Consider the following 26,039-nt stretch of genomic DNA (forward strand, 5'->3'; position numbering starts at 1 on the left):
AAAAAATTTTTTGGTATTTGTTTTTTTGGCGAATAATTGAACTAGGTTATTTAACCTATGTTGATGGGTGAAATAACACATTGCGGTTAGTGCGTGTTTCAAAAGTGGTCAAATGTGGCTATGAGGTAAAATACTGAACATGTAGCGCGTGAGCAGAAAGAAGCGCAGATCAAAAGTCAGTCGTTATCCTGTGTTGATTCAGATGAAAATGGAATCGCAAGAAGGCATTTGGGTCACCGACACCGACTGGGTGATTTTTAAAGTGAACCAAGCCTTCACCCATATTACGGGTTTTAGCACCGCCGAAGCACTGGGCCAAACTCCTAACCTATTGCGGTCAGAGCGGCACGATCAGGGCTTTTATGCCGCCTTATGGCATAACGTCAACACCACGGGGGCTTGGCAAGGCGAAATATGGAACCGGCGCAAAAACGGTGAGGATTATCCGGCCTGGACCAGCATCACGGCGGTATATGGTGACGATGGCGCAGTCATCTATTATGTCGGTATGCAAAGTGACATAAGCCAACAAAAAACCGCCGCCGCCCCTATTGAACAGGGGCTTTCCTGACAGCCAAAGGCAAACTAAAAAGTGTAACAACTTGTTACACTTTTTAAGCTGCCACCCCAAGTTTTTCCCATTCCCACGCCCTATATATTTCAGGGGTCATAAAGGGCCAACCACCGTCCGCTTGTGGCTTATCCCTTAGTGTGGCAAAACCAGCCCACCTCACACCAAACCATCGCACTATCCGTTGCTGAATTCAGCCCAGCCCTAAGCACATTCATCTTAATGCGCGATAACGCACAGACTTCGCCGTTCATTTCAGACAAACTGCAATGCCAAGGAATCATGGCGGCACAATAAGCGGCTGTTCGCGTGCCCAGACAGATATTTTTCACATTACCTCATCCCAAGCCATGCACTTTTATGCCCGAACACTTAAATGAGCGTACCGCCAAGCGGCTTTCGGGCACTCAGTGCCGCGATGGTTTATGGACAGGGCGGGCATTTTTTGGCGCATTACCAATTGGTGGGTAGCGTGCCATTGCCCGCCACCGCCGAAATTGCCGTGGCCGTTATCGCCAAAAGTTTGGCCGGGCCATCGTTATGAAGCTTATTTTATGGGCGGGATTAGGCATGGTTTTTTGCCCCTTAGTCGGCAATGCCGATCAAAACAGCAGATTTGCCGACCCTTTCGCCACACATCGGCAAGTCAGCCCAAGCCCAGGCCAACAACAGCACGGGGCGGATGATCCTTGCCGCCTCAATCCTATTAGCCATCCGGCGTGGACGTTGGTGGACGTCGTTAACCAAGCTTTGTGCTTTAATCCGCAAACCCGCCTCGCTTGGGCGAATGCACGCTATCAGGCCGGACAAGTCGGCATTGCCAAAGCGGCGTATCTACCGACAGTGACGTTAACGACCTCGTTGTCACGCGGCATCAATTCGTCGAGCAGCAGTAATTTACAGTCAACGACCATCAGCAACACCAGTTCCGGCAGTGCGGCACAAGCAATCAACCGCTTCACACCCGTCATCAGTTTAAATTATTTGCTTTATAACTTTGGCGGGCGGGAAGCGGTGCTGGAGACGGCGCAAAAAACCTTGGAAGCGTCCAATTGGACACAAGACGCGGTACTGCAAACGGTGATGTTCTCGGCGATACAAGCCTATTACCAAGTATTTGCCAGCCAAGCCGCCGCCGATGCGTCCTTAGTGTCGGAAAACGCAACGGGCGAAGCCTTGAAGGCGGCAAAAACCCGCCATGAAATCGGTGCGGCGGCGTTGGCTGACGCGCTACTGGCGCAGACGGCGTTTGCCCAAGCCCGTCTCAACCACCAAAAAACCGCCGGTGAAGCCAGGGTCGCCAGCGGCAGTTTGGCAAATGCTTTAGGGCTAGAAGCCGACTATCCTTTGCAAATCGCGCCGCCCTCGGTACCCAAACCTAGCCGTGAGCAAGACCATAATATCCACCAATTGATTGCCCTAGCGAAAACCTTACGCCCGGATTTGGCGGCCGCCGAAGCCACTATCCAAGCGGCGGAAGCCAGCGTTAAAGCCGCCGAAGCGGGGCATCTGCCGAGCCTGTCTTTAGTCGGCACCGTGGGCTACAACCAAACCAGTTTGCCTAGCGAAACCCAAAGTTGGACAGTAGGGCTGCAAATCAGTGTGCCGTTGTTTACGGGCTTTAATGTCACTTATCAAGTCCGCAGCGCCAAAGAAAAGCTGGACGTACAACGTGCGAATTTTGACCAGCTCGACCAAACGGTCAGTTTGGATGTCTGGAAGGCTTATCAGTTAGTCAACATCGCCCACGACACCTTTAAAAGCAGTGAAGATTTGCTGGCGAGCGCGTTCCAAGCCGAGCGGGTGGCAATGGGGCGATATAAAGCCGGGGCGGGCAATATAATTGATCTGTTAAGCGCCCAAGCCAGCCACGCCACCGCCCGCCTACAAATCATCCAAGCCCAATACACTTGGTTAACCCAAAAAGCCCAACTGGCTCAAGCCCTAGGGCGGCTGGATTTTGCTTCCCTGCCCTCAAGGTAATCTATGGAACGTTCTTGGTTTAGTCGGCATATCGCCATTATTTTGCTGGTGCTGGCAGCGGTTCTTGCCGGGGGCTATTGGTTCGGCCCATGGCGGACGGCAGAAAAAAAGCCCGACTACCGCACAGAAATCCTCGTTAAAGGCAAACTCACTACGAGCATTTCCGCCAACGGCACCTTAAATCCCGTGGTGCTGGTCAATGTCGGCACGCAAATTTCCGGCGTGGTCAATAAACTGAATGTGGATTTTAACGACCGCGTCACCAAAGGCCAGATACTGGCAGAAATTGACCCCTCACTGATTAACGCCCAACTTGAACAAAGCCAAGCCAACCTCGCCAACACCCAAGCATCGTTGAAGTTGGCGCAATTGAACGCGCAACGCTCATACGGCTTGTATGCCCAAGATTACATCGCCAAATCCGAACTCGACCAATCCGTGCAAGCCTTGGCGGTGGCAAAAGCCTTGGTCGATGCGGCGGAAGGGTTACTGAAACGCGATAAGACAAATCGGGGGTATACCATTATCAAATCGCCGGTATCCGGTGTGGTCGTGTCGCGCAGTGTTGATATTGGCCAAACGGTCGCTGCCAGCTTTACAACCCCGACCCTGTTCACCATTGCCAAAGACCTAAAAACCATGCAAATCGACACCTCGGTCGCTGAAGCCGATGTCGGCGGGGTACGCAAAGCCCAAGCGGTCAACTTTAGCGTCGATGCTTACCCAGACCGTGTTTTCACCGGCGCCGTCCGGCGTATCCGCCTAGATTCGACCGTTTTGCAAAATGTCGTGACCTACGACGTGGTGATTGATGTCAGCAATCCCGATGAAATTTTACTGCCCGGCATGACGGCGTTTGTGAATATCGTTATTGAAGAAAGGGGCGACAGTTTAAAACTGCCCTTAGCCGCCTTAAAGTTTCGCCCTGTCGGCAGCGTTGCCAATAAATCTGCCAAAACGGTGTACCGTTTGGAAAAGGGTGCGGCGGTGGCAATCCCTGTGGAACTGGGCATTAATGACGGCAAATATGCCGAAGTCATTGGCGGGGCTTTACAAGCGGGTGACGCGCTGATACTGGAAAATAGCAATGCCAAGCCAAGTGCTGAAAAAACGGCGGCGGACAAGCAAAACTTCCGTATCAAGGCGTTCTGATGCCCCGCCCCCTCATATCCGTCAGCGGTCTCTACAAACAGTATTTGATCAATGTCCCGGTGCTTAAGGACATTAACTTTAACATCGGAAGCGGCGAATTTGTCGCCATCATGGGGCATTCCGGTTCCGGCAAATCGACGTTAATGAATATCCTCGGCTGCTTGGATACCGCCACCGCCGGGCATTATTACCTACAAGACCGCGACACCGCCACCTTAAGCTCGGATGAACTGGCTAACCTGCGCAACCAATTGATCGGCTTTGTTTTTCAAGGCTTCAACTTATTGCCGCGCAGTTCGCTCTTAGAGAACATTGCCTTACCCTTGCTGTATGCGGGTAAAAGCAAACCCGAACGGCGCGAAAAAGCCCTGCAAATGCTCAGCCGGGTCGGCCTGGCAGAATTTGGCGAACGCCGTCCCAACCAATTGTCCGGCGGACAGCAGCAACGTGTCGCCATCGCCAGAGCCTTGGTGACCGATCCCAAACTCATTCTCGCCGATGAACCGACCGGCAATCTGGACACCCAAACCAGCGAAGACATTATGAAAATCTTCCAAACGATGAACGCAGAGCAAAAAATCACGATCATCCTCGTCACCCACGAACCGGATATTGCCGCCCATGCCCAGCGCATGATCCTGGTGCGTGACGGGCAAATCGCCAGCGATACCCGCACATGATTATCGGGGCCTTATTGGGGGAAGGTTGGGCGGCCATGCTGGCGAACCGGATGCGCACCCTGTTGACCATGCTGGGGATGGTGTTTGGGGTCGGCGCGGTCATTATGATGATGGCTATCGGCCAAGGTGCGGAATTGATGGTGAATGAGTCCATCGCCTCCATGGGCAGCAATTTGTTTATCGTATTGTCCGGCTCCAGCTCGGCGGGGGGCACCCGGCAAGGTTCCGGCACCGTGCCGACATTAACCTTAGCCGATGCCCAAGCCATCAGCGAATTGCCGCAAATCGCCGCCGTCGCGCCGAATATTTTCAATTCTGCACAACTGATTTACGCATCCAATAATTGGAGCACCCAAGTCGCGGGCACCACACCAGCCATTATTGAAGTCCGCGATTGGCAAGTGGTGGCCGGGGAAGGTTTTAAAGACAGCGACATCCGTGCGGCGACGCGGGTGCTGTTGATGGGGCAAACGGTGGTGAAAAATCTGTTTGGCGATGAAAACCCGGTCGGGAAAATTGTCAGGGTCAAAAACAGCCCGTTTCTGATAGTCGGCATCTTGGCGCAAAAAGGCCAAAGTTTGGATGGGCGCGATCAAGACGATACCGTGTTAGTGCCGATCACCACTGCGCAACGGCAATTGTTCGGCAACCAATTCCCCGGCATGGTGCGGATGATTTTAGTGAAAGCCAAGTCCGCCGCCGTGATGGCGAAAGCCGAACAGGAAATGAATGATTTACTGCACACCCGGCACCGTATCCATGCCGATAAAGACAATGATTTTTCCGTCCGCAACCTCACCGCCGTTGCCCAAGCCGCCGCCAGCACCACCGCCGCCATGTCGACCATGCTCGGCGCCATCGCCTCGGTATCGCTCTTAGTGGGCGGTATCGGCATCATGAATATCATGCTGGTATCGGTCACCGAAAGGACGCGCGAAATCGGCATCCGCATGGCTATCGGCGCAAAAAACAGCGACATCTTGCTGCAATTTCTCTTCGAAGCGGTGATGATTTCCCTAGCCGGGAGTTTTATCGGCGCGGCTTTAGGGGTTGCCTGCGCTTATTTTTACAGCCAAATCAACGATACACTGGTAGTGGTGACGCTTAGCTCGGTGTTGCTGGCGTTTGGGGTGGCGGCGAGTGTCGGGGTGTTTTTTGGCTTTTATCCGGCGCGGAAAGCCGCTAATTTAAAGCCTATTGAAGCCTTGCGGTTTCAGTAGCGGGGGAGAAAAAAAGCCAATTTTCCTTGCCAGAAGACGAAAGTCGGCTTTACTTGGCGCCGTAACGGACGGCCAAAGGCTGGGGCATTAAAAATAGCTATAAACCTGCTTATAGAGTCAGGCGTTAAGCAAACGGCAGGCTAAAGGTTGGTACACTCGGTTAGGCCAGCGTGCAATGGCTAAAGAGCATTGCACGAAGACTCACCCCGATAGCCAAAGCCCAGCTAAAAAGTGTAACAACTTGTTACACTTTTTTAGGCCCGCTGCCCCCAGTTACAACGCCGTATCTGCCAACATCTGTTCTATAAAGTCTTTTAGGCGTTTTTCTTGCACTTCGTCGAGCAGTTTGGCGCTGAGTTTAATGGTAAAATGATGGTTGGTCGAAGAAATATTGCCGACTTTTTTGCCGTCCCGAAAAAAATACTGCGCCATCTGCACATCGGTATCGATGTTGTTCGCTACCTCTTTTATTTTTCTTTTGATAAAATCGGCCAATTTGGTTTGGTCGAGTTCCTTAGCCACCAATAAATCCCACGCCTCGGCACTCACTTGGTCAAGATACGGCGAATCCTTATGGTCTTTCAAGACTTTTTTCAGGTCGTTGGCGGCGGAGCGGGACAGTAATCTGGGGTTGGCCTCCAAATCGGCCAAGATAAAATCCGGCAACTCATTAAAGGCAAAATAGCGGTACATGTCTTCCCTGACCAAGCCTAGGGATTCGGCGAGTTTCTTTTTAGTCGGAAACAAGCCTTCAATTTGGCGTATGGCCAGGCTGATTTCATAATCGCTTAAATCTTCCCTATCGACATTTTCGGCCAAGGCAAACACCGCCATATCGCTGTCCGAGATATTGGTGACGATCGCTTCGACCGTATTTTTATGCAGCAGCTTATGCGCCCGCCAGCGCCGCTCGCCTGCCGCTATCTGATAGCCATCGCCCGCTTTACGCAATAAAATCGGCTCCAATAGGCCAATCTCCGCGATGGACGCGGCGAGCTTGTCCAATTCGTCCTGAGGAAATACCTTGCGCGGCTGGTAAGGGTTGGCCTCAATGCTGTCAACCGGCACCAAACGGTATTCCCTGCCTTCGGCAAACTCCACCTCTTGGCCGGAAGCGGTATGGCGCAGGTTATTTTGCTGTAGCTTGGATTGCAGCATACCTTTTAAGTCTTTTTTCATAAAGGCTCATCTCCCACCGTAAGTTGCAGGCGTTCAACCAATAATTCCGCCAACCTTTTATATTCCCTAGCCACCTTCGATGTCCTGTCCAACTCGCGCAAACTCATTTGCGCAATCGCCGATTGGTTGACTTTGGTGCTGGTGGGGATTTTAATGTCGATCAATTTACCGATCTGCTCCCGCGCCGCGCCCTCAATTAATTTACAGACGGTTTGCCTTTCATCATGACGGACTAATAAAGCGCCAATCAATTCTAAGGCCGGATTAATGCGGCGGATTTTTTCAACCAACCTCAGCAAATCGGTAACGCCGTACATGCCGTATTGCGAACCGGATTCGATAGGGATAATCAAATGGCTGGCCGCCGCAAGGGCATTGCTGGTCAACAGTTTCAAACTGGGCGGGCAATCGATTAAGATCACGTCATAAATGCCTTGCAAAGGCCGTATCTTATCGCGCAATTCCTCCGAAGGCCTAGGCACGACATCCTTCAATTCGTCTTCTGTCCTGCCCAACAAGAGTGAGCCATAAATTAACGACACCCCTTCAATATGGGTATCTTCATGGATGGCTAAGGGCAATTTTTCGATTTCGGAGAGCAACAGTTCCGCACAGGTCACCGACACTTCGCTGGGATGTTTTTTGCCGATATGCAGGCTGGCGTTGGCTTGGGGGTCAAGGTCAATAACCAATACGGATAGGCCTAATTTTGCCAATTCCGCCGCAAGGTTAATCACAGTCGTGGTTTTGCCGCAGCCGCCTTTATGGTTGGATACAGCAATGGTTACGGTTTTTTTAGCTGACATGTGTGTACGGTATGAGTAAAATTTGTGTCCATTATAGGTGGGTAGGGATAAAAAAGACAGCCCTTTAAAATGCTGTTGACCGCGCGGCCGGCACATCTGCCGGGCCTATACCTTGCGCAAGTTGCTTTAAAATATTATTTGGCATACCATGAATAGAGCGGTTTATAGGGCTATCAGGCCTCTTTTCTGTCCCCTATTTAGTGCCCACACACTAAAAATCAGCGGCGGTGGGTAACGTTTAAGCAGCGGTTATCGCGGTGTACATAGGCAAAACCACAGTCGGTTTCCGTCAACCCGCCCTATCGGATCACACTGATTATACAAAAACCCATCCCCTCCGTATCCGCGATGCAATAGCCTAACGCTGTCAGCGGCCCTAAGAAAATTTTTATCTACATAGACCTGTAATTTGGAGTTTGCAATGATTGAGTTGAAAAAAAATGTGGCTTTTACCGGCCCGCAAGGACCTGTGGTATTGGTCATTATGGATGGGATGGGGATCGGTAAAAACCCGGCCAGCGATTTTGTCAAACAGGCCAATACGCCGAATTTAGATTGGCTGCATGAAAATGCCTTGTACACAAAATTGCGGGCGCATGGCGTAGCGGTAGGTTTACCGGATGATGGGGATATGGGCAATTCGGAAGTAGGCCATAATGCCATCGGTTGCGGGCGGATTTTTGAGCAAGGCGCGGCCTTAATCGGTAAAGCGATTGCCTCCGGTGCGATGTATGCCGACGGTTCGGTATGGCATGAGCTGATTACCCATGTCCATGACCAAGCATCAACCTTGCACTTTATCGGCCTGTTGTCGGACGGTAATGTCCATTCCAATATTAACCATCTGGAGTCCATGTTACGCAAGGCGAAAGAGCAGGGCGTTAAGCGTGCGCGGATACATGCCTTGATTGACGGGCGCGATGTGCCGCCGACTTCGGCATTCGAGTATGTGGAACGCTTCGAAACTTTTTTGGATGCGCTCAATGCCGACGGCACAGTCGATTATTGCGTGGCATCGGGTGGCGGGCGCATGAATATCACTATGGACCGTTATGATGCCAATTGGGATATGGTGAAGCGGGGCTGGGCAACCCATGTCAAAGCCGAAGGCCGGACGTTTGCGTCGATGCAAGAAGCCGTGACAACGTTCCGGGCGGAAATGCCTGGCATTCTCGATCAAGATTTGCCCGCCTTTGTCATTGAGCGCGACGGCGTAGCGGTAGGGCCGATCGTCGATGGCGACAGCGTCATTTTATTTAACTTTCGCGGTGATCGTGCCTTGGAAATTACCAAAGCCTTTGAAGCCGATGAGTTAAAGGAATTTGACCGGGGCGGCAAACCCGATGTGATGTATGCGGGCATGATGCAGTATGACGGTGATCTGGGTGTGCCGGCGCGTTATCTGGTGACACCGCCAGCGATTGACCGCACGATGAGCGAATACCTTTCCAATGCCGGTGTCAAGCAATTGGCCATTTCGGAAACGCAAAAATACGGCCACATGACCTACTTCTTCAACGGCAATAATTCGGGTAAATTTGCTACCGAAACGTGGCAAGAAATTCCGTCTGATGTCTGCCCGTTCGAAGATGCGCCCCGCATGAAAGCCGATGAAATCACCGCTGCGGTGGTAAAGGCGATTGAGGGCGGCGAATACCAATTTATCCGCCTGAATTTCCCGAACGGCGACATGGTGGGCCATACAGGTAGGGTGGATGCCGTCAAATTGGCGGTTGAGGCCGTAGATGAAGGGGTCGGCAAGATTATGGCCGCCCTGAAACAAACTAACGGCATTATGGTGTGCTCGGCAGATCACGGTAATGCCGACGATATGTGCGAACTGGATAAGAAAACCGGCGCTTTGGTGCTGGATGAACAAGGCAACTACAAACCTAAGACCGCGCATTCATTAAACCCGGTGCCGGGTATTGTCTATGACCCATCGGGGCTGGCCAACGCCCGGTTGGCTGACGTGCCCAACGCGGGTATTGCCAACCTCGCCGCGACCTGCATCACCTTGTTAGGCTTTGAGCCACCCGAAGATTATGCCGCGAGTTTAGTGGCCGTCGGTTAATAATCCTTGGGGCGCGGGCAGGATGCCCGCACCCCAAGAGCCGTAACCTCCGCCATGCTATTTATCCCCGCCAAAAAAGCCCCTGAACTTTCCCTATAAAGCCAAGTTAAAAAATTCCCCGAACCGTTTGCCCGCTCTATCAAAAAGAAGTGGGACGGATAGGGTTAAATAAGCCCCCTGCCTGATCCCTATCATGCGGACAGTGCTATCAGTTAATGCCACAGCACCGCTGTACGGCAATAACCGCCTATGTACGCTACCGTACCGTCAAAGCCCCCAAAAAAGTGTTTAATAAAGCCAATGGTTTTTCAAATCCGTTGCTTTCTGGCAATTATTTTAATAGTCCATCAGAACGCAATAATTGTTGCAACCGTGAACTTTTAACGGTTGTGTCCGATGCTTATATAACCCAATGGATAATATGTTATGAACAAAATGACCCACCCTAAAGCGAGCCTTCTGCTTAGCAGTGCGGCGCTTGCCTTACTGATCGCTGGCTGCGCCAGTGTTCCGCCGCCCGTAGAACAGATGGCCGTTTCCAAAGCCGCTGTCGATAATGCCAGCAGTGCCGGGGGAACGGAATTAGCGCCTATATTGCTTAAATCGGCGATGGATAAAATGGATGCCGCCAACCGGGCGATGGACGACAAAGACTATGTAATCGCCCGGCAGCTGGCGGAGCAGGCACAAGTTGACGCGCAGCTCGCCAGCGCCACCGCCCGCTCTGCCAAAGCCCATACCGCCGCTGGCGCATTGCAGGAAGACAACCGTGTGTTACGTCAAGAACTTGACCGTAGCGCCCACTAACCCACACAGGAGCCCCTTATGCAAAACCATCACTTTTTCCCCCTCTCCCTGATCGCTGTGGCACTGTTGTCAGGCTGTGGTTCCGTACCCAATCCGGCTCTGGATGCCGCCCATAGCAACTTTAATACCGCGCGTAGCGATGCCGATGTGACTTCGTTGGCGGCTTTAGAACTGCAAACGGCGGGGGAATCTTTAACGAAAGCGGATACCGCTTTCGCTAATGACGAAGATGCCGGCACCGTTAACCAATTAGCGTATCTCACGACACAGCAAGTCAATATTGCCCAAGAAGTCGCCAACCGCAAAACCGCAGAATTGGTCGTCACCAATGCTGCCGCTAACCGTAATGCGGTGCGCTTAGATGCCAGAACGGCAGAAATAGACCGTGACCACGCGCTCATTGCCGAACAACAACGCCAGCTTGATGCCCTGAACGCCAAGAAAACCGACCGTGGCATGGTCATCACCCTAAGCGATGTCTTGTTCAACGTCGACAAAGCGCAGCTGAAATCAGGCGGTGTCCGCAATGTCCAAAAACTGGCGGATTTTTTGTCACAATACCCTAACTACAAGGTATCCGTCGAAGGCCATACCGACAGTACGGGCAGTGACGAACATAACCAAGACCTCTCCGAACGCCGTGCCGACTCGGTACAATCGGCGTTGCTCAATGACGGTATCGGCGGCGAGCGCATCAGCACGCACGGCTATGGCGAGGGTTCCCCTATCGCCAGCAATGATGATGCCGGCAGCCGCCAACTGAACCGCCGTGTGGAAATTATCCTGTCCGATGCCAACGGTAACATCACTCAGCGTTAGGCTTTAACGCAGCGGCGGTAAGAGGCTGGGAGCGCGGGCATCTGCCCGCCCCTACCTATTTTCAAAGCGGTTAAAATCAAACAAGCCCGCTTCTATCGGAAAGCTTTTACGGTAAGCGGCATGGAGCAAATCGGTATGTGGCCAAAATTGCGGGTTGGTGCGTCGGATAGCAAAACGGGCGCTCAAATCGGTATAACTGTCTTCAGAATTGAGATGCTGTATGGTGTTGATAAGATCCGGCAGTTGGTGTACCCCTAAGCGATAAAAAGCATTTGGGTAAGCGCCCAGAAAACCGGGTACTAACGTCAACGTATCTTCATCGGGCAAACGGCGGTCTTCTTCTTTGAACAGTTCGGAAACATTGCTGTGGGCGCTATTGCGTATGAGCGTGAAATGCTGGGCGGGGTGTTGCGCGTCGCTGAGGGTGATGAACACAGTTTCCGGCAGATAAGAAACGGCTTTGCCATGCAGCCCGGCCAATTGTTTCAGCAAATCAAGCGGTAGGGTAGTGTCGGTCAATTCGTAGCGGGTGTCCAGCACGGGGCTGAGATGGCGTTTCCAAAGCCGCGTAAACTCAGGCCACGGCTCTTGGGTCTTATAAAGGATGCCGGTATTTTGCACATACAAACGCTGTTTATCATGCAAATGCGCCAACACGGCATCAGGCGCGTTGCGGTACCATTTATCTTGCACCGCGCCGCGCATGGACAGCGGCAAAAAGGCCAGGGCATTTTGTTCCCCTTCCATCCGCAAAAAGTCCATATACAGCCGTGCCTGCAATTGGTGGGCAACGGTGCCGAACACATCAAACCCCGCCACCAGCAAATAATGGATGCGTTCCAGTAAAGGATAGCCAATAATCATCGCCGTTTGCGGCTGTTCGCCAACGAAGCCTTGGACGATACTGGCGTTGTCGAAATTTCTGAATACCGTCAGGGCGGCATTGGCATTGGTGCCGTCACCATCCCATAACAGGGACAAATTAGGCGCGTGTTGCCCGCTCAGCACCTTATTCATGAGGCTGCTTTTGGCCTGTAGATACTGGTTTTCCTGTGCCGCATACGTCCGCCATTTTAACACACTGCCCAAGCTTTGGTCGCTGATAGGCAGGTCGGTTTGCTGGAGGGCGGCGGTCAGCAACTGTTGGCTGTTCTGATCTGGGTTATCGGGATGGGCAAAACCGATCCAGAAATAATCGTTGATGACATTGATCGCCACTTGCCCACGGCAAACCGGGCCTTTAATGAAACCCATCACAGTAAACTGCGCTTCGTCCAGCATCAGCCGATAACGTGAGCGCACCGGCAGTTGTGCGAAGGCGACGAACGGATTGGCGGCGATTTCCGGCGTGTACGAAGGCAGGGCCGTTACGGTATAGGGTGCGTCCAGGAACCAGCCCTTAAGGCGCTGCATCCGTGCCGCATTAAGGGCGTAAGGCAAGTGGGTTTTGCTCAGCACCGTCCCTTGCAGCGGGCGCAAACGGTAGTAGACCCTCGCCACTTGCGGGTCGTCAAAGGGGCGGCGCGAAGCGATCAGGCCGATGGCCTGGCCGGGCGGGGTGGTCGAGCGCACCAGCTCAAAAAATGCCGTTTCCGGCAAATCAGTAAAATACAGGTGTGCCAAAAACCAGTGTTCGTAAATATAGCGGGCCATTAACTGTGCCTTCAGGCTATCGCCGTTTAAAAACACTTCCCACTGTTGCACTTCATCTAACTGGTTTTTGGCCAAAGCGGTCGGCGCTTCAACAGGTGCCCCCGCCTCTAACCAGCGCATTAACGTTTGCTGTTCCTTATCCGTTAACGGCGGCAAGCCATAAGGCATCCCCCATTCGGGATGGTCTTTGGCATAATCGGCCATCTCTTCAAGCGCCGGACACGCTTGGTCCCTATACAAAGAAAAGTCAAAACGCCCGGCGGGCAACAAACCCGCTTTAGGGAAGTCGTGCCGCTTTTTCAATTGCAAAAGTTTAGCCATGACACTGGCTTCCCGATTGGTGGCCGGGTCAGGCTGGCGTTCGTTAAGCACCGGGGTAAAGCCCCGCAAACGCCATTGCTGATTGGTTTGGGCATCGGTAAACAAGCGGCTCGGCGCCATCATCGATAGCCTTAAGTCGCTATAAATCTTTTCTTTGCTCGCCCCACGCGTAATGCCTTCGTAACTGCCCATTTGTAATTGGCAAGGCGCGTCGAAACAGCCGTGGCAAACCGCACAACGGCTATCGGTGATGGGTTTGACATCACGGCGGTAACTGACGGCAGACGCGGTGCTGATGGGGTGGCCGAAACGGGCAGGATCGGCGGCGCCATACTGTTGGTCGAGTTGGTAACGGGTATAAGCCGCGCAACTTGCCAGCAATAATAGCAATAAACAGAGCAGCAGCTTGCGCATAATGTCCCTTGTCGGTTAGCGGATGATAGGCCTTATCCGCGCAGGCTTGCAAAAGGTTATGCAGGGTTTGAGTGGGCAAGCCTCCAGCAGGTTCGGTTAACGCTGTTGCCAACCCGATCCGGTGTCGACAAATTGCCCTGAGGGGGTTTTACCGATGATTTTCTGTGCGGCAAGTTTGGCGACGGTGTCGGCAGTGACCCCGTTTTTATTGGCTATGCGCTGATATTCCGCCAACCGCTGGGCATTGATGCTTTCCACCAAGGCTTTCACATCGGCAGGCGCGGCAGGATTGACCACCCCCAAAAAACCGCTTATTTTTTCGCCAATGAACCCAGCCGCTTTGGCCTGATCCAAATCGGCGGCGGCAATCGGTAAAGAGACCAGTAATAGCCCTAACAGCACAGACCGTAAGCAGTGCAAGCGTGTTTTTTTCATTGATATCTCCTAAAATAAGCCTTTTTGCGTGGAAATCAGATCATCGACATCTTTTTCAATCTTCAAGCGGATTTCATGTTCGATTTTTATATTCATATTGATTTCTATCGGTTTGTCGGGAGCTTCAAATTTAACCGTTGGCGCACAGCCAAACAAGTGCCAAGCACCCGACAAAATAAGCACACGTTTTGCAGTTGTCCATTTCATTATGGTCTCCGTTCCGCTGGCGGCGGCTTAGGTGGATGATCCCCATGAGTGGGGGTAACAGGTTGTTTAATAGGGGCGGCTTGGCTTTTGGCTTCTTTGAGGATAGCCCGCTCAAAGTCACCCGCCATGATACCCCTTTGCAGCAGTTCGGGTAACTGTCCGCTTAAATTAAGGTTAAAGGCCAGCGGATGCCCTGACAACACCTCAGGATTGCTGCCTTCCAAACGCAAACCGACATGATAGTCGCCATTAGGACGGTAATTGACCTTGGCCTGTAAGTTGTGGTACTGCAAATTGCGTAACGCCCTAAAGGCCACGTTCTCCTTATCGGCAACCGGGCCTTGATAGTGTAACACCCCTGGACGGGTACCGGTCAGCGTACCGTCAAGCACTTCGATAGCCGTGGCGGAAATGCTCAAAGGCAGCTCACCGTCGACAGTGCCGCTACCCGACAGGCTATCGGCATTGAGGGTAGCCAGCAGTTGCGCCACATCAACGCCGCGCACTTGTAACGTCAATAAAATGGGACGTTGCTTAAGGTCAAAAGTCGCCGGCAGCACGGCCAGTTGGCCGCCAAACAGCGTGCCTATGCCTTGGCCTACCGTCAATTTGCCGTCTTGATAGTCGGCCTTAAGGTTAAGGTCGCGTAGCGCCATCTTTTTACCGAACGCCAGCGCTGGGACAGTGACCGAGACCGCCACCGCCTGACGGCTGAGATCGGCCACATCCAGCATGATTGTCACTTGATTAAGTTCGGTCTGATCCGCCGTTACCGCCAAGTCGAAGACGCTAAAATGCGCCGTACCCGCCAGAGGCCGCTGGGCTTGCCAACGTAATTGTACCGCGCCTTGGACTTGCCCGCCGTGCAATTGCCAGCCGCGCGTCACTTCGGGTTGCCAAGGTCCGATAAAGCCGAGCAGGGTTGCCGCCGTCATATCCAGATAGGCCGTGGCATTCACGGCACCCGACGCGGCCATTGCCCATTCTGTCTTGGCAAGATAACCGCCATCACGGGTCAGCCATATCACCCCGTGTGGGCTGGCGGCCTTGTCAGTTGCTTGGACGGTTGCCGTCACTTTCGCCAAAGCCAATTCAGGCGTTAGCCACGCTTTTGCCAAGGTGGCCATTTTTGCCCGTGCCTGTTCAGGCACCAAAGGGCTGGCCGTTAGCCATTGCCCTAACGCGCCCATATCACCTTGTAAATGCGCCTGCTTATCCGCTTGATCCAGATGGCTAATATCCAAGGTAAACACGGTTGCGCCGGTTTGTTGTTTGCCCAGCACTTGGGCACTGCGCAAACCCGCACTAAAAACAAGGCTTAAGGCTTGGTCAGCTGTTGCAAAGCTTGCTTGGAGTAAACCCGTGCTGGCACGGCTGATGTCAGCCTGCCCGACGATATGGCTTAACCCCCATGGGCTTATGGCGGTTAAATCCAACTGCTTGATACTGACTTGCTCCAGCGGATAAGCCAGGGTACCGAAGGGGGTAGCACTGTTAACGGCGGCTTTATCAGGCGTATGGTAAACAAAGTTAAGCTGTGCCTGCCCGATAGCGATTGCCGACACTTTAGGGACACTCAGATCGTAGCTTAGGGTGACATCCGCCAATGTGGCGGATAACAAGCCTGCCCCAGTTTCCAGTCCCCACGTCATTTCCGCCAAATTGGCTTGGCTAAAGCCAAATTGTAAGCCGGACAGTTTCGGCGCTAACAAAGGTGTCCGGGCAAGCAAGCGCACTAACACCTCTTCCATGATAAAGGCACGGTTCCACCAAACGCCAATGCCCACCAGCACCATACCACAACAGACTGCAATTAGGCTGTTCCTGATGCGGTGTGGTGGCTTAAGGCTGGCGGCTGTAGAGGGCTTCATGGGCAGGACATGCAGTGAAAATACTGCCCATCATAGTGCAGCTTATCTGGATTCGGCTAATTTTTTCGAAAAACCTGTTTCAGTGTGGCCTTAACGCCCACTTATCTTCTGTAACGGCCTCTTGCGCGGGGTTGGGTAATAACGTTACCGAGAAGCCCACCCACCGCCGCACCGCCAATCGTCCCTACCGCACTACCGCCCGTCAGGGCCGCACCGCCTAACGCGCCCGCACCGGCACCGAGCAAAGTACCCTGGCCTTGTCTGGACATCCCCGCGCAACCGGTCAGGCTAATAAACATAGCGACAATAAGAGTGGTTTTTATAGCTGATTGTCTGTTTTTCATGATGTCATCCTTATATATGGGGTTTCCGGCATATTAGGCCGGTCGATTTGGGACGGTGAGTGACCCCGCCGTTCCTGCACTTAGGCAGTAGCCCTTAGGCTATATTGCCACCGTCAGCTTAAGTTTATCGCTCCGGTTCCCGCCTGTCCGTCCGTTAACGCACATAGGCGAAAGACCGTGCCTCAAACACCGCGCTGTGTTTGCCCTACCGTACTGAGGCGATAACAGCTTACGACTAAGAGCCTTTACCGTAGCTGAATGGCAGGCGTAGTCTTGCCAGTAAAGTAGGTTATGGGTTTGGGGATGGGGGGTATCTTGTCAAACAAAAGGTACAGATTTCAATATATACTGTGAACGGCCAAGTTTTCGGCTTTTACAATTCACCGTAGGGTACGCTGTGCGTACCTTTTGCACTGATTTTTATGAGGATTTTTTAAAGGTACGCACAGCGTACCCTACCAAAAAAACCGAAAACTTGGCCGTTTGAAGTATATACTCTGAACGGTCAAGTTTATTTACTGTAGTACCTTTTGCACTGATTTTATGATGGTTTTTAAAGGTACGCATTTATGCCCCTGAGGGTACAGCGTACCCTACCAAAAAACCGAAAACTTGACCGTTTGAAGTCTATACAGAAATGATTTGATTAGGCTTAAGCGCCACCTTTAAGGCTTGTAGTAAAGGTGGCGGCAATGTAAAGATAAGCGGTATTAGGACATGCTGATAAGCTCAACCATCTTGGGCGTACTCAAGCTTCACCGGCGGCTAACAATAGGCGGGCTAATTTTTCGGCTTGCCCACGCAGTTCCGGTACTGCCGTCGTTTCCCATAAACGGCCTTTTTGCGGTGGCCCCAAGGTGAAGAGCTGTTTGGACACCTTGCCCCCGGCATCAATCAGCGCCCCGTCCGCCGCCACATCCAAGCCAAGCACCAAGGGATCAGGGCGTATCAGGTGCTGGTTAAGCAAATCTTGGACGAGAGGGTTAGTCAGTTTACGGTAATTGCTTTCAGATCCGGTACAATTCGCCACAGCACCGACTACCAAGGTTTGGGTTTTTGTTTGGCCTCGCGCCCGAAACACCACTTCAACGCCTTGCCCGTTGTCATGGCATGCTAAGACCCGCCCGCTGTGTTGGCGCAATTGCCCGGTATTGAGCAGGTCGTCTAGCCGACTACCCACCACAGGCGCCAAACGGTGGCGATGGCAATCCCAATAAGTGCGCAAATGCCGGAGAAACCGCCGCTGTTCGGATAAGGGCAAAGCCTCCCATAGGCTTTGGCTGACAGGCCTTAACGCATCAAGCACCGCCCGCCAATCATGATCAGATACCTGAATAAGCCGCCGGATTTGCCGCAAGCAACGGCGTACCGATGTGGGGGCGGCAAAGGCAAGCGGCGTAAGCCTTTTCTGGCACGGCCGATGCACTTGCGGCATCAGGCCGTGCCTTGATATGCTATGGATTTGGCCTTGATAGCCCACTTCTGACAGGGCGATAGCCCAATCCACCATTGTCAGTCCGCTACCCACTAACAAACACGAACGGGTTTCCAGCAGTGCCGCCAGCGCGTCAGTTTGCCAAGGGTTACTGAAATAGCGGCCACTGGCCGTAAAATCAGTGCCGTTTACCCAGCTATCGCTAGGCGGAAAATTGCCTATCGCCAAGACCGCCTTTTGCGCCGACAACAGCCCGCCCGTGTCCAGTTTAAGTGCGATATGTCCTGGTTCTAGGGTGATGCCAATGACGTTAGCGGTTATTTTTTCCAAACGGCAATGATTAGCGGCCTGTTGTTCGGTCTTATCCAGCAAATCAACTAAGTAGTCGCCATAAACGCGTCTGGGTAAAAAAGCATTTGGCGTCACTTCTGTTACCCAGCGATTTTCTAACAGCCCGCTTTCCCTAGCTTTTGCCCAGGTAAAAAAATGTGCCGGCTCATCCGGCAAGGCGCTCATATTATGAGCCGGCACATTCAAAAGATGGCAATCCTGATCGGTGCTATAGGCTCTACCCCGCCCGACTTGCCGCAAATTAGGTTCAATTAAATACACCGTCAGCGGCTGCCGGGTTTGCCGTAACAATTGCACGGCCACCATCGTGCCGCTAAAACCTGCGCCGATAATAGCGATTTTATGGGTATAGCTCACAACTCACCTTTAACATAATGCGTTTTCATGGTTTATAGATATGACAACGCCAATAGTGCCGCCCAGTGGTAATGGATGGGGCGGCATATTGGCGTTGTTTCGTGTTGATTTTTTCTAAGGAACTTGCATAAAATTAAGTGGGCGTTATATTGCACCTCAGCGTGTTAAACCCCGCCCCAGCCCTCTCGGCAACCGCTCCTTGCGTTGCTCTACCTTCTTTACACCCCTGAGGGTGTGCATCCATGCAGTCGCCCTTGGCAGGGGCTTCCCCGTCGTACAGGCGAAAATCAGGGGGAAAAAGCCCCTCCCCCTGCCAAGGCGGAGGCTGGGAGGGGGTTGCCGTACTTTCGCCTATTCAACAGATTTTATTTCATGCACGATCCTAAGATACGCTTTTCTTAAGGCAGCGCATTTATGGCATAAGACATTCAGCCCTTCCCAAGCCCCAGAGTACCTAAACTCAGCATGTGGCCCATTTTTTCGGACTTGGTACGCAAATAGACAATATTTTCGCAGTTGGGGGGCGGCTCCAATGGCACCCGGTCAACGATTTTGAGCCGGTAGCCCGATAATTGGCTGAATTTTGCCGGGTTATTACTCATTAAGCGCATCGTCGTCACCCCCAAATCGGTCAATATTTGCGCCCCGACATCATAGCTTCTGGAATCTATCGGCAAACCCAATTCTTCATTGGCTTGCACGGTATCCCGCCCTTGATCCTGCAACCCATAGGCACGGAGCTTATGGCCTAAACCAATGCCCCGGCCTTCATGGCCGCGTAAGTAAACTAAAACGCCGCTACCCGCCTGTTCAATTTTGCCCAGCGCCATTTTCAGTTGGTTACCGCAATCACAGCGTAAAGAATCCAAAATATCGCCAGTCAAGCATTCCGAGTGGACACGGACTAAAACATTCTGTTGCCCGGTTATTTTGCCTTTAACCAAGGCAAGATGTTCAAAGCCGTCCAATACCGAACGGTACACATGGGCGGTGAAAGTCCCTATCGCCGTGGGTAGCCGCGCTTCGGAAACGTGTTCCACCAGTTGTTCGTTACGGCGGCGGTAGGCAATCAAGTCGGCAATGTTAATAAACGGTAACTGATGTTGTTTGGCAAAAGCCCGCAACGCCGTGCCGCGCATCATACTGCCGTCGTCATTGACCAGCTCGCACAGCACCCCAGCCGGATACAATCCGGCCATACGCGCTAAATCACCTGCCGCCTCGGTATGTCCAGGCCGTTTTAAGACCCCGTGTTTTCTCGCGCGTAAAGGGAACACATGCCCAGGCCGGGCAAAATCGGCGGCGACCGTGGTGGGGTCTGCCAAAGCGCGGATGGTGGCGCTCCGGTCGGCGGCGGATATGCCGGTACTGGTGCCTTTGTTCAAATCCACCGAAACGGTAAAGGCCGTACCGTAGGGATCGGTATTGCGGGCAACCATCGGTTCAAGCCCTAGGGCATCGACCCGCTCTTCGGGCAATGACACGCAGACCACACCGCTGCTGTGACGGACTAAAAACGCCATCAGTTCGGGCGTTATTTTCTCGGCGGCGATAATCAAATCCCCTTCATTTTCTCTGCCAGCGTCATCGGCAACGACAACAAAGCCGCCGTTGGCTATGGCCTGAATGGCTGTTTCGATCGTATCGTAAATCATGGCGATAACCTTAAAAGTAAATGCCGTAAGACGGCTGGCCCCGCTTCGCCTTTATTGGGGCGTTGGCCAACCGCTAGGCGGGCGGGGTGTTTTAAACAACCCCCGTTCCTTAGTCATTCAGCTTATTCGCCACCTGCTTCAAATAATTCTAAAGGCAAGCCCACCAAATCTTTGCCTATCCATTCGCGGGCGATATTGTTGGATGGCCCCATCGCTATGCCCGCCCTGGCATCACGGAAAATGCGCTCTATCTGGCCTTTTTTATAGCCATAACCGCCGCTGACATCCATGGCATTGCGAGCCGAAATATTGGCAACTTCCGACGCATGTACCTTAAACTCGGTTAACGGCAACAGCAATTTCCCCTGCGGTTGCCCGTCCGCTTGTAATTGATCCAGTTGGCGGGCCAAATCGTGCTGCCACGGGCGCAAGCTTTCCACCAGCACTTTCGATTCGCCGAGTTGTTGCCGAAGCACCTGGTAATCGGATAATTTGCGGTTGAAATCGCGGTGTATAGTGCCGGTAAGATGGGTAGCGGCAGCTTCTAAGGCTGCCCTGGCGACACCGTGCCAAACGGAACCTAAACCAATCAGGTAAATAGGTGTCACCCCATCATAGACAATGTCCTTGCCTTTACCTTCTTCACCAAGGCGGTCTTGGCTATCAACACGGACATTTTTATAGGAAATGGGGCCGCTGTGATTGCCCCTAACACCCAGCGCTTCCCAAACCCCATGCGTGATGCCATCGAGTTTGGCATCAACAATGAAAAAACTGATGTCAGTAGGGCCCAGTGCGCCTGGGGAGCGGGTTTGAAACAGATAATAGTCGGCGGCTCCAGCGCTGGTGGTGAAGGATTTATCGGCATTGAGCAGATAATGGCTATCGCCATCGCGTGCCGCTTCGCTAAAATTAAACCACCAATGTCCGCCTGAGGCTTTTTCGCTGGTTGAATAAGTACCCAGCAACCCCTCTTGCGCAGGTTTAAGCCAACGTAGTTTTTGGTCATGATTGCCAAATAAGTTAATCGTTTGCGCAGCCCCTGTGTGCATGACAAACACCAAACCCGTAGAGGCGCAAACCCGGCCAATTTCTTCGCAGACGATGGAAAATGCCAGATGATCTAAGCCTAAGCCGCCATATTCTTTAGGAATCAAGATGCCATTCCAGCCTGCTTTAGCGAGTGCGTTCAGATTATCCCTAGGGAATACCCCCTGATCGGTCTGTTCCACATTGGCCTTAATCACATCGTTAACGAGCGTTCGGATGTCTGTGCGTATTTTGTCGTAATCCTGAGCGGACATAATAAATCTCCTTATGAGCTTATTTGAATGATTTATCCGGTGAATAAGCCAAAATTGGCAATAGTTGGCTTATCCACACCGTAACCTGCCTTTGCAATACTGGCCAAACTAGGCAAGTGGCCAGACAGGGCGAACACCTGATGGTATGCAAACAAGCTAATGCAGTTATCAGGCCAATTATAAGCAATTGTTTTTAATTAATAATTAATGAAACAACCTTGTTGGCTGCTGGACTGGCAGCGGTGCATACACTAATTGCTGCTACTCCAGCAGAGCACCGGGAAGTTGCCGCGATTCCCTATTACCCGATCATTACGTTTTTCATAAGGCCCGCTCTACATAGGGTGGGGCATTTGTTAAAAACATAAGCCTATAACTCGATCATCAAGTTTTTCATAAAGTCACCTCTAAATAGTGGGGAAGATTAGCGGAGAGCTAAGGCTTGTTAAGGTGGGCAGCTCCCTCCCCTGATGGGGAGGGCTGGGGTGGGNNCTGTTTTTATTTCGTTTAATGAAAAAAGCCTTATTTAGATTCTCCCCACCCCATCCCTCCCCATCAGGGGAGGGGGACGGATTCCATTGCAACTTGTTGTTTTTACTTAATTAAAATACTAATCCAATATCTAATGGCTAAGTTGCTTATTCTAATATTAAAAACTTGATGATCGAGTATAAAGTCCAAAGCTGACCACACGACAGAATAAACGCATGCGTTAAAAACAGGCTTTGATTAGCAAAGGGCCAATGTCGTTTTAGCTAACTTCAGCCTCTATATAAACAGTGCGCCAACGCACAGATAAGCGTTAACCCGGCCTCTATAATTAAAAATAATGTTGGCGAAGGCGCTTTGTCGGGTATTAGCTTATTGGCTCACCCGCAGGATGTCGCCATTAGCAGGAATTTATTGATAGATACGGTTTGTCTGCGTTAAACTCATGCTATATCAGCGGGAGGTAATATGGAAAATAAGGCCACTAAACCAGCCAACGCCGGGGTGATTGTCGCGGTGCGCGGCAGTGTCGTGGATATGCGCTTTGACAAACAGTTACCCGCCATCTATACCCTCTTGCGCACCGGCACTGCTGCCCAACCGGTCTTGCTTGAAGTGCTGGCGCAACGGGATGCGCAACATGTGCGGGGCATTGCCTTAACGCCGACCCAAGGTTTGGCCCGTGGCATGGCGGTACTGGATACGGGTGGGCCTTTGCAAGCCCCGGTCGGCAAAGCCTTGCTGTCACGCATGTTAGATGTGTTCGGCAATGCCATTGACCGCCAAGGCGACTTGGCGGCGGTGCAATGGCGTTCTGTACACAATGCGCCGCCGCCCTTGGCGCGGCGTTCCACCCAAGCAGAAATTTTCGTTACTGGCATTAAGGTCATTGATGTGCTGATGCCTTTGGAGCGGGGCGGCAAAGCCGGGCTGTTTGGCGGGGCAGGGGTGGGCAAGACCGTTTTGCTTACCGAAATGATCCATAATATGATCGGCCACCAAGAAGGTGTGAGTATTTTTTGCGGTATCGGCGAACGCTGCCGCGAAGGTGAAGAGCTGTACCGCGACATGCAAGCCGCTGGGGTGTTGCCGAACATGGCGATGATTTTCGGACAAATGAACGAACCGCCCGGTGCCCGTTTCCGGGTCGGCCATGCCGCCCTGACCATGGCGGAATATTTCCGCGACGACGAACACCGCGACGTATTGCTGTTAATCGACAATATCTTCCGCTTTATCCAAGCAGGTATGGAAGTGTCCGGCCTGATGGGGCAGATGCCGTCCCGGCTGGGCTATCAGCCAACCCTGAGTACCGAGCTGGCCGGGCTGGAAGAACGCATCGCCAACACCGATACTGGGGCGATTACCTCAATCCAGGCCGTCTATGTCCCTGCCGACGATTTTACCGATCCGGCGGCAGTGCATACCTTCGCGCATTTGTCCGCGTCCATCGTCCTGTCACGCAAACGGGCGGGCGAAGGGCTGTTCCCGGCGATTGACCCGCTGCAATCCAGCTCTAAAATGGCGACACCGGGTATTGTCGGCGAACGCCATTACCGTTTGGCGCAAGACATCCGCCGGACGCTCGCACAATATGAAGAACTTAAAGACATAATTGCCATGCTCGGCCTTGAGCAGTTATCGCCAGAAGACCGTAATGTGGTCGCCCGCGCCCGCCGCTTGGAGCGTTTCCTTACCCAGCCGTTTTTTACCACCGAACAGTTCACCGGCCTACAAGGTAAGCTGGTCAGCTTGGAAGAGGCGTTGGATGGCTGTGAGCGGATTCTCCATGATGAATTCAAAGATTACCCCGAAAGTGCCTTGTATATGATCGGCGCGATAGGCGAAGCGAAGCCCCCAACTCCCGCCCAAGCCGCCGCAACCCCAACGCCAGTGAGTACCGTCCATGCTGATGTCGCTTAAGGTGCTGCTGCCTTTCCAAGTGTTTACCGAAACGGGCGGCGTGTCGCGCATTGTCGCCGAAACCCACCAAGGTTCATTTGGCTTGCTGCCGCACCGCCTCGATTGCGTGGCTGCCCTGCCGCCCGGCATTTTGGTTTATGAAACCGACGCGGGGGAGGCGTTTCTGGCGGTCGATGAAGGCGTGTTGGTCAAAACGGGCTTAGAAGTCTTGGTGTCGGTGCGCCGTGCGATAGCGGGTAAAGATTTGGCGCGTTTGCGTGACTTGGTCGAACAAGAGTTTTTGACCCTGGACGAACAGGCGCAAAATGTGCGTTCGGTGATGGCAAAATTGGAAAGCGGCATTATCCGCCGTTTAGTGGGGTTCCATCATGGCTAAACCAACACCGCCTAAAGGCGGTAACATCCCGACCCCGCTCGGCCAAACCATCGGCGCAAAAGCGGCGCGTAAACTCAAGGCGCGGCGGCAACGCAAGCAAGGTGTTTGGGTGGGGCTGGGAATGATGGGTCTGGTCGGTTGGTCGGTGGTGGTGCCGACGCTGTTAGGTGCGGCCTTAGGGATATGGCTGGACAAACATTACCCCAGTAGCCACTCTTGGACGTTGGCGCTGCTGATGGCAGGGTTGGTGCTTGGCTGCGTTAACGCGTGGGTTTGGGTGGATAAAGAAGATAAAGCCATGCACGAAGCACAGGAGGAAGAGGAAGATGATGCATGACATAACGCTAGGCTTACTGGCTTGGTTGGCAGGCATACTGCTCGGTGCGGTGTTTTTTGGCGGGCTGTGGTGGACGGTGCGCAAGGCGGTGGCCGCCAAACAGCCCGCTCTGTGGTTTCTGGTCAGCTTACTGTTGCGTACCGGGATCACCCTAACGGGCTTTTACTGGGTTGCGGGCGACGCTTGGCAACGGCTGGTGTTGTGCCTGCTGGGCTTTGTCATGATGCGGATGTTGGTCGTCCGGCTCAGCCAAGCCAAAGGCTTAACTACGGAGGCCTGCCATGCACCTGAGTCCTGATGAGATCATCTTTTGGCAATACGGCTTTGTCAAACTCAACGCCACCATTGTGTATACTTGGGGGTTGTTGCTGGTGCTGACGGTCGGCGCAAAGCTGATTACCTGTCAGTTGTCCACATCCTTGCAACGCTCGCGCTGGCAGAATTTTTTAGAAATCATTGTCACCGGAATCGTGCAACAAATTGCCGAAGTGGGTTTACGCCACCCCAAAAACTATCTCGGTTTTCTCGGCACTTTGTTCCTGTTCATCGCCGCCGCCAACCTGTGCACCGTTATTCCCGGCTATGAACCGCCGACCGGGTCGCTGTCGACCACCGTGGCGCTGGCCTTATGTGTGTTTGTCGCCGTACCCTGGTTCGGTATCGAAAACCAAGGCTTGCGCGGCTACCTGAAGACGTTCCTTGAGCCGACCTGGATTATGCTGCCCTTTAATATCATTAGCGAACTTTCCCGCACCTTGGCACTGGCTGTCCGGCTGTTCGGCAATATGATGAGCGGGGCGATGATTATAGCCATTTTGCTGACCATCACGCCGTTCCTGTTTCCGATTGTCATGACCTTACTGGGCTTGCTTACGGGTATGGTGCAGGCGTATATTTTTAGCATTCTGGCGGCGGTTTATATCGCCGCCGCGCTGGGCGACCGCAAACGCAAGACTCCATCGCCCCCCTTGCCAGCCGCGAAAACTTAACTGATGTTACGCAGTCACTTTTACAATATTGAAAAATGTAGTGATGAGTCGCTCTCGCGACGGTTTTTTTAATCGGGTTCTCGCACCCGAAGGCGAGATACTTTCTTTTGCTCCGCCAAAAGAAAGTATCCAAAGAAAAGGCGGCCCGATTGCCGCTTGATCCTGCGCTTCTCGGTTTTGTCGGGGGTCGGCAGAGTGGGCTCCTGCCCACCTGCCGACGCGCGGCATCCCTGCCGCGCCCCTTCGGGCTGATCCCGACAAAACCTGCGATGCTCGGCGCGGCAAAC

The 26,039-nt window shown here is 52.8% G+C and carries 26 protein-coding genes; 15 read left to right on the plus strand and 11 right to left on the minus strand.

The genetic code is table 11. From position 1 onward, the window contains the following. Positions 1 to 202 precede the first annotated feature (202 nt). From AADEFJLK_RS14060 to AADEFJLK_RS14080, 7 genes are all read left to right on the plus strand, one after another. A complete protein-coding gene (locus AADEFJLK_RS14060) occupies positions 203 to 571 on the plus strand; it encodes a PAS domain-containing protein (protein WP_103974704.1) in 369 nt (122 codons plus the stop codon). A 123-nt stretch (positions 572 to 694) separates the two neighbouring features. Continuing rightward, entirely contained in the window at positions 695 to 868 is a 174-nt protein-coding gene (locus AADEFJLK_RS25160) for a hypothetical protein (protein ID WP_211299222.1), read from the plus strand. A 79-nt stretch (positions 869 to 947) separates the two neighbouring features. Beyond that, on the plus strand, positions 948 to 1,115 hold the full coding sequence (locus tag AADEFJLK_RS24590; protein WP_170065122.1) for a hypothetical protein: 168 nt from the start codon (positions 948 to 950) through the stop codon (positions 1,113 to 1,115). Then, positions 1,112 to 2,554, plus strand: coding sequence for a TolC family protein (locus AADEFJLK_RS14065; RefSeq protein WP_103974705.1), 1,443 nt, complete (start codon positions 1,112 to 1,114; stop codon positions 2,552 to 2,554). Before AADEFJLK_RS24590 ends, AADEFJLK_RS14065 begins: the two co-directional genes overlap by 4 nt. Positions 2,555 to 2,557: 3 nt before the next feature. After that, a complete protein-coding gene (locus AADEFJLK_RS14070; protein ID WP_103974706.1) occupies positions 2,558 to 3,706 on the plus strand; it encodes an efflux RND transporter periplasmic adaptor subunit in 1,149 nt (382 codons plus the stop codon). Next, the gene (locus AADEFJLK_RS14075; RefSeq protein WP_103974707.1) at positions 3,706 to 4,386 is read left to right on the plus strand and encodes an ABC transporter ATP-binding protein; all 681 of its coding nucleotides are present in this window, start codon (positions 3,706 to 3,708) and stop codon (positions 4,384 to 4,386) included. Before AADEFJLK_RS14070 ends, AADEFJLK_RS14075 begins: the two co-directional genes overlap by 1 nt. After that, positions 4,383 to 5,606 carry an ABC transporter permease gene (locus AADEFJLK_RS14080; protein WP_211299223.1) on the plus strand — a complete coding sequence of 408 codons (1,224 nt, stop codon included), beginning with the start codon at positions 4,383 to 4,385 and terminating at the stop codon, positions 5,604 to 5,606. Before AADEFJLK_RS14075 ends, AADEFJLK_RS14080 begins: the two co-directional genes overlap by 4 nt. A 273-nt stretch (positions 5,607 to 5,879) precedes the next feature. Here AADEFJLK_RS14080 and AADEFJLK_RS14085 read toward each other — a convergent pair whose 3' ends face one another. Continuing rightward, positions 5,880 to 6,785 carry a ParB/RepB/Spo0J family partition protein gene (locus AADEFJLK_RS14085; protein ID WP_088620186.1) on the minus strand — a complete coding sequence of 302 codons (906 nt, stop codon included), beginning with the start codon at positions 6,783 to 6,785 and terminating at the stop codon, positions 5,880 to 5,882. Continuing rightward, the gene (locus AADEFJLK_RS14090; protein ID WP_088620185.1) at positions 6,782 to 7,591 is read right to left on the minus strand and encodes a ParA family protein; all 810 of its coding nucleotides are present in this window, start codon (positions 7,589 to 7,591) and stop codon (positions 6,782 to 6,784) included. Before AADEFJLK_RS14090 ends, AADEFJLK_RS14085 begins: the two co-directional genes overlap by 4 nt. Positions 7,592 to 8,012: 421 nt before the next feature. On the opposite strand from AADEFJLK_RS14090, the gene gpmI reads away from it, so the two are divergent. The 3 genes from gpmI to AADEFJLK_RS14110 all read left to right on the plus strand — a co-directional run bounded on the left by gpmI (position 8,013) and on the right by AADEFJLK_RS14110 (position 11,291). Further along, positions 8,013 to 9,665, plus strand: coding sequence for a 2,3-bisphosphoglycerate-independent phosphoglycerate mutase (gpmI, locus tag AADEFJLK_RS14095; RefSeq protein WP_103974708.1), 1,653 nt, complete (start codon positions 8,013 to 8,015; stop codon positions 9,663 to 9,665). A gap of 426 nt (positions 9,666 to 10,091) precedes the next feature. Further along, positions 10,092 to 10,472 carry a DUF4398 domain-containing protein gene (locus tag AADEFJLK_RS14105; RefSeq protein ID WP_088620183.1) on the plus strand — a complete coding sequence of 127 codons (381 nt, stop codon included), beginning with the start codon at positions 10,092 to 10,094 and terminating at the stop codon, positions 10,470 to 10,472. A gap of 18 nt (positions 10,473 to 10,490) precedes the next feature. Continuing rightward, positions 10,491 to 11,291: an OmpA family protein gene (locus tag AADEFJLK_RS14110; RefSeq protein WP_088620182.1), complete on the plus strand. Its 801-nt coding sequence runs from the start codon at positions 10,491 to 10,493 to the stop codon at positions 11,289 to 11,291. Positions 11,292 to 11,342: 51 nt separating this feature from the next. Here the strand turns inward: AADEFJLK_RS14110 and AADEFJLK_RS14115 are convergent, their stop codons facing one another. The 8 genes from AADEFJLK_RS14115 to AADEFJLK_RS14150 all read right to left on the minus strand — a co-directional run bounded on the left by AADEFJLK_RS14115 (position 11,343) and on the right by AADEFJLK_RS14150 (position 21,638). Then, complete coding sequence (locus tag AADEFJLK_RS14115; protein ID WP_103974710.1) at positions 11,343 to 13,679, minus strand: fatty acid cis/trans isomerase; 2,337 nt, start codon at positions 13,677 to 13,679, stop codon at positions 11,343 to 11,345. A gap of 96 nt (positions 13,680 to 13,775) precedes the next feature. Beyond that, positions 13,776 to 14,114, minus strand: coding sequence for a YdbL family probable chaperone protein (locus tag AADEFJLK_RS14120; protein ID WP_103974711.1), 339 nt, complete (start codon positions 14,112 to 14,114; stop codon positions 13,776 to 13,778). Between the two features lie 9 nt (positions 14,115 to 14,123). Next, positions 14,124 to 14,321 carry a YnbE family lipoprotein gene (locus AADEFJLK_RS14125; protein ID WP_088620179.1) on the minus strand — a complete coding sequence of 66 codons (198 nt, stop codon included), beginning with the start codon at positions 14,319 to 14,321 and terminating at the stop codon, positions 14,124 to 14,126. Beyond that, positions 14,321 to 16,192 carry an intermembrane phospholipid transport protein YdbH family protein gene (locus AADEFJLK_RS14130; protein ID WP_103974712.1) on the minus strand — a complete coding sequence of 624 codons (1,872 nt, stop codon included), beginning with the start codon at positions 16,190 to 16,192 and terminating at the stop codon, positions 14,321 to 14,323. The genes AADEFJLK_RS14125 and AADEFJLK_RS14130 overlap by 1 nt, the downstream gene beginning before the upstream one ends. 101 nt (positions 16,193 to 16,293) lie before the next feature. Continuing rightward, complete coding sequence (locus AADEFJLK_RS14135) at positions 16,294 to 16,536, minus strand: YMGG-like glycine zipper-containing protein (protein WP_088620177.1); 243 nt, start codon at positions 16,534 to 16,536, stop codon at positions 16,294 to 16,296. 748 nt (positions 16,537 to 17,284) lie between these two features. Next, positions 17,285 to 18,679: an FAD/NAD(P)-binding protein gene (locus AADEFJLK_RS14140; protein WP_249028054.1), complete on the minus strand. Its 1,395-nt coding sequence runs from the start codon at positions 18,677 to 18,679 to the stop codon at positions 17,285 to 17,287. A gap of 428 nt (positions 18,680 to 19,107) precedes the next feature. Next, positions 19,108 to 20,334, minus strand: a complete 1,227-nt coding sequence (locus AADEFJLK_RS14145) for a bifunctional 3,4-dihydroxy-2-butanone-4-phosphate synthase/GTP cyclohydrolase II (RefSeq protein ID WP_103974713.1) — start codon at positions 20,332 to 20,334, stop codon at positions 19,108 to 19,110. Between the two features lie 122 nt (positions 20,335 to 20,456). Further along, the gene (locus AADEFJLK_RS14150) at positions 20,457 to 21,638 is read right to left on the minus strand and encodes an acyl-CoA dehydrogenase family protein (protein WP_103974714.1); all 1,182 of its coding nucleotides are present in this window, start codon (positions 21,636 to 21,638) and stop codon (positions 20,457 to 20,459) included. 957 nt (positions 21,639 to 22,595) lie between these two features. Between AADEFJLK_RS14150 and atpD the strand changes: the two genes are divergently transcribed. The 5 genes from atpD to AADEFJLK_RS14175 are packed head-to-tail and all read left to right on the plus strand — an operon-like array spanning position 22,596 to position 25,752. Beyond that, the gene (atpD, locus tag AADEFJLK_RS14155) at positions 22,596 to 24,050 is read left to right on the plus strand and encodes a F0F1 ATP synthase subunit beta (protein WP_103974715.1); all 1,455 of its coding nucleotides are present in this window, start codon (positions 22,596 to 22,598) and stop codon (positions 24,048 to 24,050) included. After that, positions 24,034 to 24,426 carry a F0F1 ATP synthase subunit epsilon gene (locus AADEFJLK_RS14160; RefSeq protein WP_232463645.1) on the plus strand — a complete coding sequence of 131 codons (393 nt, stop codon included), beginning with the start codon at positions 24,034 to 24,036 and terminating at the stop codon, positions 24,424 to 24,426. The genes atpD and AADEFJLK_RS14160 overlap by 17 nt, the downstream gene beginning before the upstream one ends. Further along, on the plus strand, positions 24,419 to 24,763 hold the full coding sequence (locus AADEFJLK_RS14165; protein WP_103974716.1) for an AtpZ/AtpI family protein: 345 nt from the start codon (positions 24,419 to 24,421) through the stop codon (positions 24,761 to 24,763). Before AADEFJLK_RS14160 ends, AADEFJLK_RS14165 begins: the two co-directional genes overlap by 8 nt. Further along, on the plus strand, positions 24,753 to 25,061 hold the full coding sequence (locus tag AADEFJLK_RS14170; protein ID WP_103974793.1) for an ATP synthase subunit I: 309 nt from the start codon (positions 24,753 to 24,755) through the stop codon (positions 25,059 to 25,061). The genes AADEFJLK_RS14165 and AADEFJLK_RS14170 overlap by 11 nt, the downstream gene beginning before the upstream one ends. Then, positions 25,045 to 25,752: a F0F1 ATP synthase subunit A gene (locus AADEFJLK_RS14175; RefSeq protein ID WP_088619990.1), complete on the plus strand. Its 708-nt coding sequence runs from the start codon at positions 25,045 to 25,047 to the stop codon at positions 25,750 to 25,752. Before AADEFJLK_RS14170 ends, AADEFJLK_RS14175 begins: the two co-directional genes overlap by 17 nt. A gap of 68 nt (positions 25,753 to 25,820) precedes the next feature. Here AADEFJLK_RS14175 and AADEFJLK_RS25165 read toward each other — a convergent pair. Next, a partial coding sequence (locus tag AADEFJLK_RS25165; RefSeq protein WP_211299224.1) for a hypothetical protein occupies positions 25,821 to 26,039 on the minus strand: 219 nt, incomplete at its 5' end.

Origin of the sequence: Methylovulum psychrotolerans, assembly GCF_002923755.1 — a bacterium.
In the GTDB taxonomy this organism is placed as follows: Bacteria; Pseudomonadota; Gammaproteobacteria; order Methylococcales; family Methylomonadaceae; genus Methylovulum; species Methylovulum psychrotolerans.

Coding starts and splice junctions, on each gene's coding strand:
- AADEFJLK_RS14060 (WP_103974704.1), top strand. CDS start 203: ATGAAAATGGAATCGCAAGAAGGCATTTGGGTCACCGACACCGACTGG.
- AADEFJLK_RS24590 (WP_170065122.1), top strand. CDS start 948: ATGAGCGTACCGCCAAGCGGCTTTCGGGCACTCAGTGCCGCGATGGTT.
- AADEFJLK_RS14065 (WP_103974705.1), top strand. CDS start 1,112: ATGAAGCTTATTTTATGGGCGGGATTAGGCATGGTTTTTTGCCCCTTA.
- AADEFJLK_RS14070 (WP_103974706.1), top strand. CDS start 2,558: ATGGAACGTTCTTGGTTTAGTCGGCATATCGCCATTATTTTGCTGGTG.
- AADEFJLK_RS14075 (WP_103974707.1), top strand. CDS start 3,706: ATGCCCCGCCCCCTCATATCCGTCAGCGGTCTCTACAAACAGTATTTG.
- AADEFJLK_RS14080 (WP_211299223.1), top strand. CDS start 4,383: ATGATTATCGGGGCCTTATTGGGGGAAGGTTGGGCGGCCATGCTGGCG.
- AADEFJLK_RS14085 (WP_088620186.1), bottom strand. CDS start 6,785: ATGAAAAAAGACTTAAAAGGTATGCTGCAATCCAAGCTACAGCAAAAT.
- AADEFJLK_RS14090 (WP_088620185.1), bottom strand. CDS start 7,591: ATGTCAGCTAAAAAAACCGTAACCATTGCTGTATCCAACCATAAAGGC.
- gpmI (WP_103974708.1), top strand. CDS start 8,013: ATGATTGAGTTGAAAAAAAATGTGGCTTTTACCGGCCCGCAAGGACCT.
- AADEFJLK_RS14105 (WP_088620183.1), top strand. CDS start 10,092: ATGAACAAAATGACCCACCCTAAAGCGAGCCTTCTGCTTAGCAGTGCG.
- AADEFJLK_RS14110 (WP_088620182.1), top strand. CDS start 10,491: ATGCAAAACCATCACTTTTTCCCCCTCTCCCTGATCGCTGTGGCACTG.
- AADEFJLK_RS14115 (WP_103974710.1), bottom strand. CDS start 13,679: ATGCGCAAGCTGCTGCTCTGTTTATTGCTATTATTGCTGGCAAGTTGC.
- AADEFJLK_RS14120 (WP_103974711.1), bottom strand. CDS start 14,114: ATGAAAAAAACACGCTTGCACTGCTTACGGTCTGTGCTGTTAGGGCTA.
- AADEFJLK_RS14125 (WP_088620179.1), bottom strand. CDS start 14,321: ATGAAATGGACAACTGCAAAACGTGTGCTTATTTTGTCGGGTGCTTGG.
- AADEFJLK_RS14130 (WP_103974712.1), bottom strand. CDS start 16,192: ATGAAGCCCTCTACAGCCGCCAGCCTTAAGCCACCACACCGCATCAGG.
- AADEFJLK_RS14135 (WP_088620177.1), bottom strand. CDS start 16,536: ATGAAAAACAGACAATCAGCTATAAAAACCACTCTTATTGTCGCTATG.
- AADEFJLK_RS14145 (WP_103974713.1), bottom strand. CDS start 20,334: ATGATTTACGATACGATCGAAACAGCCATTCAGGCCATAGCCAACGGC.
- AADEFJLK_RS14150 (WP_103974714.1), bottom strand. CDS start 21,638: ATGTCCGCTCAGGATTACGACAAAATACGCACAGACATCCGAACGCTC.
- atpD (WP_103974715.1), top strand. CDS start 22,596: ATGGAAAATAAGGCCACTAAACCAGCCAACGCCGGGGTGATTGTCGCG.
- AADEFJLK_RS14160 (WP_232463645.1), top strand. CDS start 24,034: ATGCTGATGTCGCTTAAGGTGCTGCTGCCTTTCCAAGTGTTTACCGAA.
- AADEFJLK_RS14165 (WP_103974716.1), top strand. CDS start 24,419: ATGGCTAAACCAACACCGCCTAAAGGCGGTAACATCCCGACCCCGCTC.
- AADEFJLK_RS14170 (WP_103974793.1), top strand. CDS start 24,753: ATGATGCATGACATAACGCTAGGCTTACTGGCTTGGTTGGCAGGCATA.
- AADEFJLK_RS14175 (WP_088619990.1), top strand. CDS start 25,045: ATGCACCTGAGTCCTGATGAGATCATCTTTTGGCAATACGGCTTTGTC.